This window comes from Streptococcus sp. VT 162 (assembly GCA_000688775.2).
Classification (GTDB): Bacteria; Bacillota; Bacilli; order Lactobacillales; family Streptococcaceae; genus Streptococcus.
The window spans coordinates 1,951,460-1,967,953 of the sequence record CP007628.2 but is presented as its reverse complement, the minus strand read 5'-3'; the positions used below and the strand labels follow the sequence as shown (position 1 = coordinate 1,967,953).

The 16,494-nt window shown below is 39.9% G+C and carries 18 protein-coding genes; 15 read left to right on the top strand and 3 right to left on the bottom strand.

Features of this window, described 5'->3' with window-relative positions; all coding sequences use genetic code 11:
* Positions 1-2 precede the first annotated feature (2 nt).
* The 9 genes from V470_09730 to V470_09690 all read left to right on the top strand — a co-directional run bounded on the left by V470_09730 (position 3) and on the right by V470_09690 (position 7,782).
* Complete coding sequence (locus V470_09730) at positions 3-548, top strand: CDP-diacylglycerol--glycerol-3-phosphate 3-phosphatidyltransferase (GenBank protein ID AHZ48684.1); 546 nt, start codon at positions 3-5, stop codon at positions 546-548.
* Positions 545-1,372, top strand: a complete 828-nt coding sequence (gene cbiO, locus V470_09725; GenBank protein AHZ48683.1) for a cobalt transporter ATP-binding subunit — start codon at positions 545-547, stop codon at positions 1,370-1,372. Before V470_09730 ends, cbiO (V470_09725) begins: the two co-directional genes overlap by 4 nt.
* Positions 1,357-2,196 (top strand): cobalt transporter ATP-binding subunit, encoded by an 840-nt coding sequence (gene cbiO, locus V470_09720; protein ID AHZ48682.1) that lies wholly within the window; start codon positions 1,357-1,359, stop codon positions 2,194-2,196. Before cbiO (V470_09725) ends, cbiO (V470_09720) begins: the two co-directional genes overlap by 16 nt.
* Positions 2,189-2,983 (top strand): cobalt ABC transporter permease, encoded by a 795-nt coding sequence (locus tag V470_09715; GenBank protein ID AHZ48681.1) that lies wholly within the window; start codon positions 2,189-2,191, stop codon positions 2,981-2,983. Before cbiO (V470_09720) ends, V470_09715 begins: the two co-directional genes overlap by 8 nt.
* A 60-nt stretch (positions 2,984-3,043) precedes the next feature.
* Complete coding sequence (locus V470_09710; GenBank protein AHZ48680.1) at positions 3,044-3,859, top strand: rod shape-determining protein MreC; 816 nt, start codon at positions 3,044-3,046, stop codon at positions 3,857-3,859.
* Between the two features lie 2 nt (positions 3,860-3,861).
* On the top strand, positions 3,862-4,356 hold the full coding sequence (locus tag V470_09705) for a rod shape-determining protein MreD (GenBank protein AHZ48679.1): 495 nt from the start codon (positions 3,862-3,864) through the stop codon (positions 4,354-4,356).
* 93 nt (positions 4,357-4,449) lie between these two features.
* Positions 4,450-5,661, top strand: a complete 1,212-nt coding sequence (locus tag V470_09700) for an amidase (protein AHZ48678.1) — start codon at positions 4,450-4,452, stop codon at positions 5,659-5,661.
* A 222-nt stretch (positions 5,662-5,883) separates the two neighbouring features.
* Positions 5,884-6,663, top strand: a complete 780-nt coding sequence (locus tag V470_09695) for a 30S ribosomal protein S2 (GenBank protein ID AHZ48677.1) — start codon at positions 5,884-5,886, stop codon at positions 6,661-6,663.
* A 78-nt stretch (positions 6,664-6,741) separates the two neighbouring features.
* Positions 6,742-7,782, top strand: a complete 1,041-nt coding sequence (locus tag V470_09690; GenBank protein AHZ48676.1) for an elongation factor Ts — start codon at positions 6,742-6,744, stop codon at positions 7,780-7,782.
* A gap of 103 nt (positions 7,783-7,885) precedes the next feature.
* Here V470_09690 and V470_09685 read toward each other — a convergent pair whose 3' ends face one another.
* The 3 genes from V470_09685 to V470_09675 all read right to left on the bottom strand — a co-directional run bounded on the left by V470_09685 (position 7,886) and on the right by V470_09675 (position 10,003).
* Positions 7,886-8,812: a cysteine synthase gene (locus V470_09685; protein AHZ48675.1), complete on the bottom strand. Its 927-nt coding sequence runs from the start codon at positions 8,810-8,812 to the stop codon at positions 7,886-7,888.
* 96 nt (positions 8,813-8,908) lie between these two features.
* Positions 8,909-9,352: a hypothetical protein gene (locus tag V470_09680; GenBank protein AHZ48674.1), complete on the bottom strand. Its 444-nt coding sequence runs from the start codon at positions 9,350-9,352 to the stop codon at positions 8,909-8,911.
* Between the two features lie 15 nt (positions 9,353-9,367).
* On the bottom strand, positions 9,368-10,003 hold the full coding sequence (locus V470_09675; GenBank protein AHZ48673.1) for a Xaa-Pro dipeptidase: 636 nt from the start codon (positions 10,001-10,003) through the stop codon (positions 9,368-9,370).
* A 56-nt stretch (positions 10,004-10,059) separates the two neighbouring features.
* Here V470_09675 and V470_09670 point away from each other — a divergent pair, with 56 nt between their 5' ends.
* The 6 genes from V470_09670 to V470_09645 all read left to right on the top strand — a co-directional run bounded on the left by V470_09670 (position 10,060) and on the right by V470_09645 (position 16,473).
* Positions 10,060-11,358, top strand: coding sequence for a helicase (locus V470_09670; protein AHZ48672.1), 1,299 nt, complete (start codon positions 10,060-10,062; stop codon positions 11,356-11,358).
* A complete protein-coding gene (locus V470_09665; GenBank protein ID AHZ48671.1) occupies positions 11,355-12,017 on the top strand; it encodes a competence protein ComF in 663 nt (220 codons plus the stop codon). Before V470_09670 ends, V470_09665 begins: the two co-directional genes overlap by 4 nt.
* Positions 12,018-12,096: 79 nt before the next feature.
* Positions 12,097-12,645, top strand: coding sequence for a ribosome-associated factor Y (locus V470_09660; protein ID AHZ48670.1), 549 nt, complete (start codon positions 12,097-12,099; stop codon positions 12,643-12,645).
* 81 nt (positions 12,646-12,726) lie between these two features.
* Entirely contained in the window at positions 12,727-13,905 is a 1,179-nt protein-coding gene (locus tag V470_09655; protein AHZ48669.1) for an acetyl-CoA acetyltransferase, read from the top strand.
* A 145-nt stretch (positions 13,906-14,050) separates the two neighbouring features.
* Complete coding sequence (locus V470_09650) at positions 14,051-16,024, top strand: phosphoesterase (protein ID AHZ48668.1); 1,974 nt, start codon at positions 14,051-14,053, stop codon at positions 16,022-16,024.
* Positions 16,021-16,473 (top strand): 50S ribosomal protein L9, encoded by a 453-nt coding sequence (locus V470_09645; GenBank protein ID AHZ48667.1) that lies wholly within the window; start codon positions 16,021-16,023, stop codon positions 16,471-16,473. The genes V470_09650 and V470_09645 overlap by 4 nt, the downstream gene beginning before the upstream one ends.
* Positions 16,474-16,494 lie beyond the last annotated feature (21 nt).

Genomic DNA, 16,494 nt, shown 5'->3' with positions numbered 1-16,494 from the left:
CAATGAAAAAAGAACAAATTCCTAATGTATTAACTATTGGTAGAATTCTCTTTATACCTCTCTTTATTCTTATTTTGACTTTGGGCCATTCACAAGGCAGTCATTTGCTGGCAGCGATCATCTTTGCAGTTGCTAGTATAACGGATTATCTTGATGGCTACCTTGCTCGTAAATGGAATGTAGTCAGCAACTTTGGAAAGTTTGCGGATCCGATGGCGGATAAGTTGTTGGTTATGTCAGCTTTTATCATGTTGATTGAGTTGGGTATGGCTCCAGCTTGGGTTGTTGCTATTATCATCTGTCGTGAACTTGCGGTGACAGGCTTGCGTTTGTTGCTTGTTGAGACGGGAGGGACAGTTCTAGCAGCAGCGATGCCAGGGAAAATCAAGACCTTTAGTCAGATGTTTGCCATTATCTTTTTGCTCTTACATTGGAATTTAATTGGTCAGCTGTTGCTTTATATCGCTTTGTTTTTCACTATCTACTCTGGTTATGATTATTTCAAGGGTAGCGCTCATGTATTCAAAGGGACATTTGGTTCGAAATGAAATCGATTATTGAAGTAAAAAATCTGTCTTTTCGTTACAAAGAAGACCAGGAACATTATGACGTTAATAATGTCTCGTTTCACTTGAAACGGGGAGAATGGCTTTCGATTGTAGGTCATAATGGGAGTGGGAAATCGACAACTATCCGTTTGATTGATGGCTTGCTTGAAGCAGAGTCTGGGGAAATCTGGATAGATGGGCAATTGCTGTCCTCTGAGAACGTTTGGGACTTACGCCGTCAAATTGGTATGGTTTTTCAAAATCCAGATAACCAATTTGTGGGGGCAACTGTTGAAGATGATGTCGCCTTTGGTTTAGAAAATCAGGGACTTCCTCGTGAAGAAATGAAGAAGAGAGTGGCTGATTCTTTGGAGTTGGTAGGGATGCTGGACTTTAAGAAGAGAGAACCAGCTCGTTTATCTGGTGGCCAAAAACAACGTGTGGCCATTGCAGGAGTTGTTGCCCTGAGGCCAGCTATTTTAATTCTAGATGAGGCTACAAGTATGTTGGACCCCGAGGGACGACGAGAACTGATTCAGACAGTTCAAGAGATTCGAAAAGACAACCAGATGACAGTCGTCTCCATTACACATGACTTGGAAGAAGTTGCGATGAGTGACCGTGTCTTGGTCATGAAAAAAGGCCAAGTGGAGTCAACCAGCAGCCCAAGAGAACTTTTTTCTCGGGATGATCTTGACCAGATAGGGTTGGATGAGCCTTTTACTAATCAATTGAGAGAATCTTTGAGAGAGACTGGTTATCAGTTGCCGGATGGCTATTTGACAGAAGGAGAGCTAGAGGACAAGTTATGGGAATTACTCTAGAAAATGTGAGCTTTACCTATCAAGAGGGAACTCCCCTATCTTCATCAGCCTTGACTGATGTTTCTTTGACGATTGAGGATGGTTCCTATACAGCTTTAGTAGGGCACACAGGCAGTGGGAAATCAACGATTTTACAGCTTTTAAATGGCCTATTGGTACCAAGTAAGGGTTCTGTTCGAGTTTTCGATACCGTCATTACCCCTACATCAACCAATAAAGAAATTCGTCAGATTCGAAAGCAAGTTGGTCTAGTGTTTCAATTTGCTGAAAATCAGATTTTCGAAGAGACTGTTTTGAAAGATGTTGCATTTGGACCGCAAAATTTTGGAGTTTCTGAGGAAGAGGCCAAGAAAATTGCGCGTGAAAAGTTAGCCTTGGTAGGCATCGATGAGTCACTCTTTGAGCGCAGTCCTTTTGAACTTTCGGGTGGTCAGATGAGACGTGTGGCTATAGCAGGTATGCTAGCCATGGAGCCAACTGTCTTGGTTTTGGATGAGCCTACAGCTGGACTAGATCCTCTGGGCAGAAAAGAACTGATGACCCTGTTTAAAAAACTTCACCTTGCTGGAATGACAATCGTCCTGGTAACACATTTGATGGATGACGTAGCTGCATATGCTGATCAGGTCTATGTTATGGAAAAGGGGCGTTTGGTCAAAAGTGGTAAACCGAGCGAAGTTTTCCAAGATGTAGCCTCTATGGAAAAGGTGCAGTTAGGTGTGCCTAAAATAACAGCCTTTTGTAAACGTTTGGCAGATAGAGGTGTAGCTTTTAAAAAATTGCCAATCAAGATAGAGGAGTTTAAGGAGTCACTAAATGGATAGTATGATTTTAGGGCGTTATATACCGGGGGATTCCATTATTCATCGCTTGGATCCACGTAGTAAATTGCTTGCCATGATCCTGTTGATTTTGATTGTATTTTGGGCTAATAATCCCCTCACCAATCTCATTTTGTTTATAGCGACAGGTATATTTATCGCTTTGTCAGGCGTTTCCCTCTCATTTTTCGTTCAGGGATTAAAATCCATGTTCTTCTTGATTGCTTTTACGACTCTTTTTCAGCTCTTTTTCATTTCAAGTGGAAATGTCCTATTTGAGTTTTCTTTTATAAGAATAACGGATTATGCTTTGCAACAAGCAGGAATCATTTTCTGTCGTTTTGTGTTGATTATTTTCTTTTCAACCTTGCTAACCTTAACGACCATGCCTTTGAGTCTGGCAGCTGCAGTTGAAGCTCTTTTAGCACCGCTGAAACGCGTGAAAGTTCCCGTTCATGAAATTGGTCTCATGTTATCAATGAGTTTGCGTTTTGTTCCAACCTTGATGGATGACACGACGAGAATTATGAATGCTCAAAAAGCTCGTGGAGTTGACTTTGGCGAAGGTAGCATCGTTCAAAAAGTAAAGGCTATGATTCCAATTTTAATTCCTCTTTTTGCGACGAGCTTAAAGCGTGCAGATTCATTGGCAATAGCCATGGAAGCGCGTGGTTATCAGGGAGGAAAGGGTAGAAGCCAGTATAGACAGTTGAGATGGAGTCAAAAGGATACACTGGCAATTCTTGTGATTTTGGTACTGGGATGTTTCTTATTTTTCTTAAAATCTTAGCAGGTTTGTAGGATTGGTAAGAAGCTCACAGTAGCAGGTTTTTAGTATAAAGGTAGGAATATGAACCGTTTTAAAAAATCAAAATATCTAATCATCGTTTTTGTCACAGTTCTGGCAGTTTCTGTTCTATTAGTGACAACCTATTCAAGCGCTATTGTGACGAAACTAGGAGATGGGATTTCTTTAGTAGATAGAATTGTTCAAAAACCCTTTCAGTGGTTTGATACTTTTAAATCAGATTTGGGACATTTGACGCAGACTTACAATGAAAACGAAAGTCTAAAAAAACAGCTTTATCAACTAGAGGTGGAGTCTAATCAATCAGAAAGTTTAAAAAATGAAAATGAACAATTACGTCAGTTGCTGGATATGAAGTCAAAATTGCAGGCTACAAAAACCATTTCAGCAGATGTGATTATGCGGGCTCCAGTATCTTGGAAACAAGAGTTAACAATTGATGTGGGAAGTTCAAAAGGAGCTTCTGAAAATATGTTGGCCATTGCAAACGGGGGTTTGATTGGTAGTGTTTCAAAGGTGGAGGATCATTCAACAACGATCAACCTATTGACAAACACCGAAAATTCAGACAAAATTTCTGTTAAAATCCTGCATGGCTCTACTGAAATTTACGGGATTATCGTTGGTTATGATAAGGAATCTGAACTGCTTAAAATTAGTCAATTAAACAGCAACAGCGACATTAGCGCGGGAGACAAGGTGACTACAGGGGGGCTCGGAAACTTTAATGTTAAGGATATCCCTGTTGGAGAGGTTGTTGCTACAACACACAGCAGTGATTATCTAACAAAGGAGGTAACAGTAAAGTTAAGTGCTGACACCAAAAATCTTCATGTGGTTGAGTTAGTGGGGAATTAGCAATGAGACTGTTAAAACAAATTGGTATTTTCTTTTTACTCCCTTTTGTTGTACTAATTGATGCACATATTGGACAATTAGCGGGATCCTTCTTCCCTCACTTTCATTTAGCAAGTCATTTTCTGTTTTTATTTCTCTTGTTTGAGACAATTGAGGTTTCAGAATATCTCTATCTAGCTTATTGCGGTATAGTGGGTTTGGTGTACGATATCTATTTTTTCCACTTGATAGGAATTGCAACACTTCTATTTATCTTGATAGGTGCTTCGCTCCATAAATTTAATAGTGTAATTTTGCTAAACCGTTGGACAAGAATGTTAACAATAGTTGTGATGAGTTTCCTATTTGATATGGGGAGTTATCTTCTTGCCCTTGCTATGGGATTGACAGTAGAATCGATGCCAGTTTTCATCGTCTACAGTCTTGTCCCATCAATGATTTTAAACTTTTTATGGATGCTTATTTTCCAATATATTTTTGAAAAATGTTATCTATAAGAAAGAAATAAAAATGTAACAAAGGCGTAATATTTATTATGTCTTTTTTTGGTATACTAGTAATGTCTTAAATAGAAGGAGTATCTACACAATATGAAGAAAAAAATCTTAGCGTCACTTTTATTAAGTACAGTATTAGTGTCTCAAGCGGCAGTATTGACAACTGTCCACGCTGAAACAACTGATGAAAAGATTGCTGCTCAAGATAGTAAGATTAGTAATTTGACAGCTCAACAAAAAGAAGCTCAAAAACAAGTAGATGAAATCCAAACGCAAGTTACAGCTATCCAAACTCAACAAACGAACTTGGAAGCTGAGAACGAAACTCTACAAGCTGAATCTAAAAAACTTGAAGGAGAAATTACAGAGCTCTCTAAGAACATTGTTGCTCGTAATGAATCTTTGGAAAAACAAGCACGTAGCGCACAAACAAACGGTGCTGCAACTAGCTACATCAACACAATTGTAAACTCAAAATCAATTACTGAGGCTATTTCACGTGTTGCAGCTATGAGCGAGATTGTATCAGCTAACAACAAAATGTTGGAACAACAAAAGGCTGATAAAAAATCAATTGCTGAAAAACAAGTTGCGAATAACGAAGCTATCAATACCGTAATTGCCAACCAACAAACTCTTGCTGACGATGCACAAACATTGACAACAAAGCAAGCTGAGTTGAAAGTTGCTGAGTTGAACCTTGCTGCTGAGAAAGCTACTGCAGAAGGCGAAAAAGCTACTTTACTAGAACAAAAAGCAACTGCAGAAGCAGAAGCAAAAGCAGCGGCTGAAGCAGAAGCAGCTTACAAAGCTCGTCAAGCAAGCCAACAACAATCAGTAGTTGCTTCAGGAAATACAAGCTTCTCTGCTCAAGTACAAGCGACATCAACATCAACATCTGATGATGAGGATTCAAGCTACACTCCAGCACCTGCTCCAACTCCTGCTAGACAACGTCCAACATATAGCTCAAATGCATCAAGTTACCCAACTGGTGAATGTACTTGGGGAGCTAAAACATTGGCACCTTGGGCTGGAGACTACTGGGGTAACGGAGCTCAGTGGGCAACAAGTGCAGCTGCAGCAGGATTCCGTACAGGATCAACTCCACAAGTTGGTGCGATTGCATGTTGGAATGATGGTGGTTATGGACACGTAGCGGTTGTTACAGCAGTTTCATCATCATCTCGTATCCAAGTATCAGAATCAAACTACGGTGGAGATCGTACAATCGGAAACAAACGTGGATGGTTCAACCCAACTACAACTTCTGAAGGTTACGTAACATACATCTATCCAAACTAATGAACCAAATAAAGAGGCTCGATTTGAGTCTCTTTTCTTTTTTTAGTTTTTAGTTAGACCAAAAATTAGCAAAAACACTTGAAAATATTGATAAAATGTGGTAGAATGAAACTTGTCGTGTAAACGATAATACTCATTCTTGATGAATTGTGAAACTGTTGCCCTCGGGTCGTTTTGCAAGTTGAAATCAAGGAGAGGAAAAAACAAAAAGGAGAAATACTCATGGCAGTAATTTCAATGAAACAACTTCTTGAGGCTGGTGTACACTTTGGTCACCAAACTCGTCGCTGGAACCCTAAGATGGCTAAGTACATCTTCACTGAGCGTAACGGAATCCACGTTATCGACTTGCAACAAACTGTAAAATACGCTGACCAAGCTTACGACTTTATGCGTGATGCAGCAGCTAACGATGCAGTTGTATTGTTTGTTGGTACTAAAAAACAAGCTGCTGACGCTGTTAAAGAAGAAGCAGAACGTTCAGGTCAATACTACATCAACCACCGTTGGTTGGGTGGAACTCTTACTAACTGGGGAACTATCCAAAAACGTATTGCTCGTTTGAAAGAAATCAAACGTATGGAAGAAGAAGGAATCTTCGACGTTCTTCCTAAGAAAGAAGTTGCACTTCTTAATAAACAACGTGCACGTCTTGAAAAATTCTTGGGTGGTATCGAAGACATGCCTCGTATCCCTGATGTAATGTACGTAGTTGACCCACATAAAGAACAAATCGCTGTTAAAGAAGCTAAAAAATTGGGTATCCCAGTTGTAGCGATGGTTGACACAAATACTGACCCAGACGATATCGATGTAATCATCCCAGCTAACGATGACGCTATCCGCGCTGTTAAATTGATCACAGCTAAATTGGCTGACGCTATCATCGAAGGACGTCAAGGTGAAGACGCAGCAGCAGTTGAAGCAGAATTTGCAGCTTCAGAAGCTCAAGCTGACTCAATCGAAGAAATCGTTGAAGTTGTAGAAGGCGACAACGCTTAATTCATATAAATAGTAATTACCTAGGAGGGCGGGGCCTAGCCCAGCTCTCCTATTTTTAAAAAATATAGGAGAATCAAAATGGCAGAAATTACAGCTAAACTTGTAAAAGAGTTGCGTGAAAAATCTGGTGCCGGTGTTATGGACGCTAAAAAAGCGCTTGTAGAAACAGACGGTGACATCGAAAAAGCGATTGAATTGCTTCGTGAAAAAGGTATGGCGAAGGCAGCTAAGAAAGCTGACCGTGTTGCAGCTGAAGGTTTGACTGGTGTATTTGTTAACGGTAACGTTGCAGCAGTAGTTGAAGTAAATGCCGAAACTGACTTCGTTGCGAAAAACGCTCAATTCGTTGACTTGGTAAACGCAACAGCTAAAGTAATCGCTGAAGGAAAACCAGCTAACAACGAAGAAGCTCTTGCTTTGACAATGCCTTCAGGTGAAACTCTTGAAGCTGCATATGTATCTGCAACAGCTACAATCGGTGAAAAAATCTCATTCCGTCGTTTTGCTTTGCTTGAAAAAACAGATGCACAACACTTCGGAGCATACCAACACAATGGTGGACGTATCGGTGTTATCTCTGTAATCGAAGGTGGAGACGAAGCGCTTGCTAAACAAATCTCAATGCACATTGCTGCGATGAAACCAACAGTTCTTTCTTACAAAGAATTGGATGAGCAATTCGTTAAAGATGAGTTGGCACAATTGAACCACGTAATCGACCAAGATAACGAAAGCCGTGCAATGGTTGGTAAACCAGCTCTTCCACACTTGAAGTATGGATCAAAAGCACAATTGTCTGATGAAGTGATTGCTCAAGCTGAAGCTGATATCAAAGCTGAGTTGGCTGCAGAAGGCAAACCAGAAAAAATCTGGGACAAAATCATCCCAGGTAAAATGGACCGCTTCATGCTTGACAACACCAAAGTTGACCAAGCATACACACTTCTTGCACAAGTATACATCATGGATGACAGCAAGACAGTTGAAGCTTACCTTGAATCAGTAAATGCTTCAGTAGTTGAGTTCGCTCGCTTTGAAGTTGGTGAAGGTATCGAGAAAGCTGCAAACGACTTTGAAGCAGAAGTTGCAGCTACAATGGCAGCAGCCTTGAATAACTAATAGAAAAGGAAGCAAATTGCTTCCTTTTTCTTTTGGTCTAGAGAGTAGATTCTGTATGAGTAAACAAAAAGCCCTTTAATAAGGGCTAAGTGTATTTAGGAGGTTACACTTCAAATTCATAGAGTGCTGTAGACAAATAACGTTCGCCGTTATCTGGTGCTAAAGCAAGGACTTTCTTACCTGTACCTAATTTCTTGGCAACCTCAATTGCCCCGTAAATTGCTGCAGCTGAAGAAATCCCAACCAGGAAGCCTTCTTTTCCACCAATTTCACGGCCAAGCGCTAGAGCATCATCTGACGTTACGCGAACGATACCATCATAGGCTTTTGTATCAAGTGTTTCAGGAATAAATCCAGCTGAGATGCCTTGAATTTTGTGAGGTCCTGGTTTTTCACCAGACAAGATAGCTGACTCGTCTGCCTCAACTGCATAAACTTGAATGTTTGAATTTGCTGCTTTAAGAGCGTGAGAAACACCTGAGATCGTTCCACCGGTGCCAACACCACCTACAAAAGCATCTAGTCCATCAGAACCGAAAGCAGCCAGTATTTCAGCTCCTGTTGTTCTTTCGTGTACTTCTGGATTAGCTGGATTATTAAATTGGAGTGGAAGGAAGCCGTCTCGTTCAGCGGCGATTTCCTGAGCTTTGGCAATAGCCCCTTTCATTCCTTCGCTACCAGGAGTAAGGACGAGTTCAGCACCATAGGCTTGGATAATCTTGCGTCGTTCCACACTCATCGTTTCAGGCATGACGATAACAACTTTATATCCTTTAGCGGCACCAACCCATGAAAGACCGATACCAGTGTTTCCACTCGTTGCTTCAACAATAGTAGCTCCCGGTTTTAGAATACCATCTTGTTCTGCTTTTTCAATCATGCTAAGGGCAATACGGTCTTTTACTGACGATCCAGGGTTAAAAGCTTCTAGTTTAACATAGACGTCTGCAGCACCCTCTGGAACAATGTTGTTGAGTTTAACAATCGGTGTTTGTCCAATAAGTTCAGTGATATTATTATAAATAGTCATAGATATACCTCTTTGTATAAGATGATACTAGTATAACGCGCTTAAGGCTATTTGTAAAATATAGAAATCCTATCAAAGTGATAGGATTTTTTTATATCAAAGGTCTAAGCCATTAATTTTTAATCGATTGTGATAAGCCAATTCTAATAAATAGGTGTAAAGAGGGAGGATGTCCGTTTTTTTAGGGAATTCAAATTTATGGAAACTCAGGTGATCATTGTGTGCTTTTAGAAAGATATTTTCTAAATAAGTGATTGTAATCTCACTATCATCTATACCTGCTCCAGCAGTTTCCATTTCAACGTTTACAATGTTCATCAAAAAGAGTGACTTAACAGACGTCTTGCGGCCAGTAGCACCTTGCTTATCTGTAAAAATAATACGGATATTTGTAAAGATGATTGAATCTCGAATAAGTTTATACCCGCTTTGAATTTCTTCATTCTCTAGTAGATATTGTCCATATTCTTTAATAAGAGTCTCTTTGTTTTCCTCGCTAAAATTTCCAGCAAGTCCTTGAATAAATTTCCCAAAAGCCATGTATTTCTCCTTTGTTTACACTAAGTTTACAGGAACTTCAACTTCTCGTAAACCTTGATCTGTTAAAGTAACCTTTCCATTAAAAAATTCCACAAGAGCAGCCTTGATATTTTCTTTCTCTTCCTTATTAACATAGATCATTGTATCAACTTGATCTGTAAAGTTTGTATCCAGCTCCATGAGATGATGTTCTTTAAGGAAATTACCATACTCTTGGTATTGAGCGTAAGACATCTGAATGGCTATGCCAGCTTGCTCTTTGATTTCAATAATGCCTATTTCTTTGACAGCCAAGGCTACACTTCCTGCGTAAGCACGAATCAAACCTCCAGCGCCTAACTTAATTCCACCAAAGTAACGAGTAACTACTACGCAGACATTCGTAAGATTATGATTTTCTAAGACGCCAAGCATAGGGACTCCAGCAGTACCACTAGGTTCGCCATCATCACTCGTACGCTTGATCTCACTGCGTTCCCCTACAATAAAAGCAGAGCAGTTATGGGTGGCTTTGTAGTGTTCTTTTTTGATAGCAGTGATAAAGTCACGAGCTTCTTCTTCACTATAGACACGCTTGGCATGACAGATAAAGCGTGATTTTTTGATTTCTTCTTGGACCTGCCCATCCTCTTTAATTGTTCTAAATTCCATGATTTAATTGTACTAAAAAAACACCTAAAGTGCTAGATTTTTACGAATATTAAAGTATGAAAGTAAATCCAAATTATCTCGGTCGCTTGTTTACTGAGAAAGAATTAACTGAAGAAGAACGACAGGTAGCAGTGAGACTGCCAGCAATGAGAAAAGAGAAGGGGAAACTGTTTTGTCAACGTTGTAATAGTTCGATTCTAGAAGAATGGTATTTGCCTATCGGCGTCTACTATTGTAGGGAGTGTTTGCTGATGAAGCGAGTCAGGAGTGATCAAGCCTTATACTATTTTTCGCAGGAAGATTTTCCAAAGCAAGATGTTCTCAAATGGCGTGGTCAGTTAACCCCTTTTCAGGAAAAGGTATCAGAGGGGTTGGTTCGAGCAGTCGAAAAGAAAGAACCGACTTTAGTTCATGCTGTGACAGGTGCTGGAAAGACAGAGATGATCTATCAAGTTGTAGCTAAAGTGATTGATGATGGTGGTGCAGTTTGTTTGGCCAGTCCTCGAATTGATGTATGTTTAGAACTGTATAAGCGACTGCAGAATGACTTTGCTTGCGATATAGCACTACTCCATGGCGAATCAGAGCCCTATTTTCGAACTCCCTTAGTAATTGCAACAACTCATCAGTTATTAAAATTTTATCATGCTTTTGATTTGTTGATAGTGGATGAGGTAGATGCCTTTCCTTATGTTGACAACACTATACTTTACTATGCTGTAAAGAATAGTGTAAAGGAGGATGGATTGAGGATATTCCTTACAGCAACTTCTACAGATGAGTTAGATAGGAAGGTTCGCACAGGGGAATTAAAACGATTAAGCTTGCCAAGACGGTTTCATGGAAATCCTTTGATTATTCCTAAACCTGTCTGGTTATCGGATTTTAATCGTTGTTTAGAGAAAAGTCAGTTGTCATCCAAGTTAAAGACCTACATTGAGAAACAGAGAAGAACAGGTTATCCTTTGCTGATTTTTGCATCAGAGATTAAAAAAGGCGAGAAACTAAAAAAAATCTTGAAGGAGCAGTACCCGAATGAGAATATCGGATTTGTGTCTTCTGTCACAGAAGACCGATTAGAGCAAGTGCAAGCTTTTCGAGATGGAGAACTAACAATACTGATCAGTACGACAATCTTGGAACGCGGAGTTACCTTCCCTTGTGTGGATGTTTTCGTAGTAGAAGCTAATCATCGTCTCTTTACCAAGTCTAGTTTGATTCAGATTGGAGGGCGAGTTGGACGCAGTATGGACAGACCAACTGGTGAGTTGCTCTTCTTTCATGATGGATTAAATGCTTCCATCAAAAAGGCAATCAAGGAAATCAAGAAGATGAACAAGGAGGCGGGATTATGAACTGTTTACTATGTGGTCAGACTACAAAGAGTGAGTTAACTTTTAGTAGTCTTTTCCTTTTGAAGGATGACTGCAGTTATCTTTGCTCAGCTTGTGCTTCTAGTTTTGAGAAGATTGGTGAGAATTATTGCCCAAACTGTATGAAAACAGGCATGTCAACTAAGTGTCAAGATTGTAAACTTTGGTGTAAAGAAGGAATTCAGGTTGATCATAAGGCAATCTTTACCTATAATCAAGCTATGAAAGACTTTTTCAGTAGATATAAGTTTGATGGAGATTTTTTGCTTAGAAAAGTTTTTGCTTCCGTTCTTGCTGAGGAGTTGAAAAAGTATAGAGGTTATCAATTTGTGTTGATTCCCCTAAGTCCTGAAAGATTGCTTGAGAGGGGATTTAACCAGGTTGAAGGTTTGGTTGAGGCAGCAGGCTTTTCTTTTAAAGATATATTAGGAAAAAGAGAAGAGAGCGCTAGTTCTTCTAAAAGCCGTTTGGAAAGGTTAGCTACTGAAATTCCATTTTTTATTAAAGATGGTATCTCGCTTCCCAAGAAGATTTTGCTGATTGATGACATCTATACAACAGGGGCAACTGTGAATCGTGTGAAACGACTTTTGGCAGAAGCAGGTGCTTTGGAAGTTAAAACTTTTTCCCTTGTAAGATGAGGAAAAAATTTGCAAAATGAAAATGAAAGCGTTATAATATAATTAGAAAAACAAAAATGTTTAGAAAGAAGGTACTTATATGATTAAATATAGTATCCGTGGTGAAAACCTAGAAGTAACAGAAGCAATTCGTGATTATGTAGTTTCTAAACTCGAAAAGATCGAAAAGTATTTTCAACCTGAGCAGGAGTTGGATGCACGTGTGAACTTGAAAGTTTACCGTGAAAAAACAGCAAAGGTTGAAGTAACAATTCCGCTTGGATCTATCACTCTTCGTGCTGAAGATATTTCTCAAGATATGTATGGTTCTATCGATCTTGTAACAGATAAAATTGAACGTCAGATTCGTAAAAATAAAACTAAAATCGAACGTAAGAATAAAAATAAAGTTGCGACAAGTCAACTCTTTACAGACGCTCTAGTTGAAGATGCAAATGTTGTGCAACCAAAAGTCGTTCGTTCAAAACAAATTGATTTGAAGCCAATGGATTTAGAAGAAGCTCTTCTCCAAATGGATTTATTGGGACATGATTTCTTTATCTATGTAGATGTAGAAGATCAAACAACTAATGTTTTGTATCGCCGTGAAGATGGTGAAGTTGGTTTGTTAGAAGTGAAAGAATCATAAAATAGAATTTTTAAAGTGGTTTACACCAGTGTAAACCACTTTTGTATTGCGTCATTATAAAAGGTATATATGGGGGCAGTTATGAAAGACGTGGTGATTGTTTCGGCAGTGCGAACTCCAATAGGCTCCTTTGGAGGAAGTTTGAAGAATGTTTCAGCTGTTGATTTGGGAGCTTTGGTTATTAAGAGTGCTTTAGAAAAAGCCAATGTCAAACCAGAGCTAGTAGACGAAGTGATTATGGGGAATGTCCTAGGCGCTGGTTTAGGGCAAAATGTGGCTCGCCAAATGAGCATTCATGCGGGACTTCCGGAATCTACACCAGCCTTTACCATCAATAAGGTTTGTGGTTCCGGTTTGAAGGCCGTGCAGTTGGCTGCTCAAGCGATTCGATGTGGCGATGCAGATATTATCGTAACTGGTGGTGCAGAAAACATGAGTCAGGCTCCATACGTTTTGCCAAGCTTTCGTTGGGGTGGCCGTATGGGAGATTCAAAAGTGGTAGATACCATGATTAAGGACGGTTTGTCTGATGCCTTTAATGAATACCATATGGGGATTACAGCTGAAAATGTGGCCGAAGAATATGGTGTCAGTAGAGAAGAGCAAGATGCTCTTGCTTTAGAGTCACAAAAACGAGCAGTTGCAGCTATAGAATCTGGACACTTTAAAGAAGAGATTGTGCCAGTTGTCATTCCTCAACTCAAAGGCGATCCTATCGTTTTTGATACAGATGAATATCCTAGAAAAGATGCTAGCTTGGAGAGCTTGTCTAAGCTAGGTCCGGTTTTCAAAAAAGACGGTTCTGTCACAGCGGGAAATGCTTCAGGTATCAATGATGGAGCAGCGGCTGTCTTGGTCATGAGCGCTGAAAAAGCGGAAGAATTAGGGCTTTCAGTGATTGCCCGCATTCGTTCGTATGCAAGTGCAGGTTTGGATCCTAAGATGATGGGATGTGGACCGATTTATGCGACTCGCAAGGCTCTTGAAAAAGGCAATTTGACAGTTGAAGATCTCGACTTGATTGAGTCAAATGAAGCTTTTGCTGCTCAGGCTTGTGCGGTTGGTAAAACACTTGGTTTCAACACAGATATTGTCAATGTCAATGGTGGCGCCATTGCTCTTGGTCACCCAATTGGGGCTTCCGGTTGCCGTATCCTAGTAACGCTGCTACATGAGATGATGAAACGTGATGCTAAAACTGGTTTAGCTACTCTCTGTATCGGAGGAGGGATGGGAACAGCCCTCATCGTTGAACGTTAGGTGTTAGTGATCTGAACACGTGGGTAGGAGGGTGATGATTCCCTCCTCTTTTTGTGTCTGAGGTTAGAGAAATGAAGGGCTTGCATCTTTTAAAAGGTCGCTTTTTAAGGGTTTTTATGATATAATAATGCGCAAGAGGTTTAGAATGAAAAAAAATAATTTAATCCCGTTTTCTGCAGTCTTGCTAGGACTTGCAACTTTCGGAATCTTAACTTTGCTGATTATTTTTTCACATAATCTTGCTGTAACAATCACTGTTTTGTTTTTATTTGTACTGCTTTATTTGCTTTTATTCGTTTGGCAAAAAAAACAGTATGAAAAGAGCGAAATTGAACAAATCCAATATGTAAATCACCAAGCCGAAAATAGCTTGAGTACTTTGCTTGATCAAATGCCGGTGGGAGTCCTGAAATTAGACTTATCAAGCGGAGAAGTGGAATGGTTTAATCCCTATGCTGAGCTGATTTTAACTACTGAAGAAGGGGAAATTGATGTTGAGTTAATTCAAACCATCATCAAGGCTTCTGTTGGGAATCCAGGTTCGTATGCTACCTTAGGCGAAACACGATATGCTGTCCATATGGACAAGGCTTCAGGTGTTTTGTATTTCTTTGATGTTTCTGGAGAGTACGAAGCAACTGTCGAATTGGTAACTAGCCGTCCAGTCATTGGAGTCATCTCGGTAGATAACTATGATGATTTGGAGGATGCGACATCTGACTCCGATATCAGTCATATCAATAGCTTTGTAGCTAATTTTGTTTCAGAATTTGCTAGTAAGTATGCTATGTTCTCTCGCCGTGTGGGGATGGATCGTTTTTATGTATTCACAGATTACACAGTACTAGAGGAATTGATGAATGATAAATTCTCTGTTATTGATACTTTCCGAGAAGAATCAAAACAGAGGCAGCTAGCCCTAACTTTAAGTATGGGATTTTCTTATGGTGATGGAAACCATGAAGAGATAGGGAAAATTGCCTTGCTCAACTTGAACTTAGCAGAAGTTCGCGGTGGTGACCAGGTGGTGGTCAAGGAAAATAACGAAACCAAGAATCCTGTCTACTTTGGTGGAGGAACTGCTGCATCTATCAAACGTACTCGTACACGTACCAGAGCCATGATGACAGCCATTTCTGATAAGATTCGAAGTGTTGACCAAGTTTTTGTAGTCGGTCATAAAAATCTAGATATGGATGCTTTGGGCTCTGCTGTTGGTATGCAGTTGTTTGCAAGTAATATTATTGAGAACAGTTATGCTGTCTATGATGCAGACCATATGCCAGCAGATATCGAACGTGCTATTCAGTTCTTGAAGAAGGAAGATGTTACGAAGCTTTTATCTCTTACAGATGCGATGAAGTTAGTTACAAACCGTTCATTATTGATTCTGGTGGATCATTCCAAGACGGCTCTGACCTTGTCAAAAGATTTTTATGATTTGTTCACTCAAACTATTGTTATTGACCATCATAGACGTGATCAGGATTTCCCTGAGAATGCAGTCATCACCTATATTGAAAGTGGGGCAAGTAGTGCCAGTGAGTTGGTAACAGAATTGATTCAGTTCCAAAATTCTAAGAAGAATCGTTTGAGTCGTATGCAGGCCAGTGTTTTGATGGCTGGTATGATGCTGGATACCAAGAATTTCACATCTCGCGTGACGAGCCGAACCTTTGATGTGGCTAGCTATCTGAGAACACGGGGAAGTGACAGTATTGCTATCCAGGAGATTGCTGCGACAGATTTTGAAGAGTACCGTGAGGTAAATGAACTCATTTTACAAGGTCGTAAGTTAGGTTCAGATATCTTGATTGCCCGAGCTAAGGACTCAATGTCTTATGACACAGTTGTTATCAGTAAGGCTGCCGATGCTATGCTGGCTATGTCAGGTATTGAAGCCAGCTTCGTTCTAGCAAAAAATACACAAGGATTTATCTCTATCTCGGCTCGAAGTCGTAGTAAAATCAATGTGCAACGCATTATGGAAGAGTTGGGTGGCGGTGGTCACTTTAATCTAGCTGCCGCGCAAATCGAGAATATGAGTCTAACAGAAGCAGGAGAAAAATTGACTCAACTAATCTTGGAAGAAGTAAAGGAAAAGGAGAAAGAAGAATGAAAGTAATCTTTTTAGCAGATGTCAAAGGAAAAGGGAAAAAAGGCGAAATCAAGGAAGTGCCAACTGGCTACGCTCAAAACTTCCTGATTAAAAAGAATTTGGCTAAGGAAGCGACTGCTCAAGCAGTGGGTGAGTTGCGTGGAAAACAAAAATCTGAAGAAAAAGCTCATGCAGAGATGATTGCTGAAGCAAAGGCTATCAAAGCCAAGCTAGAAGCAGAAGAAACGGTTGTAGAGTTTGTTGAAAAGGTTGGACCAGATGGTCGTACATTTGGATCCATCACCAACAAGAAGATTGCAGAAGAATTGCTTAAGCAATTTGGTATCAAGATTGACAAACGCAATATTCAAGTGCAAGCACCAATTCGAGCAGTAGGTTTGATTGATGTACCAGTGAAGATCTACCAAGATGTTACAAGTATCATCAATCTTCGTGTAAAAGAAGGTTAAGTTTACAACTTCTTGACAAGA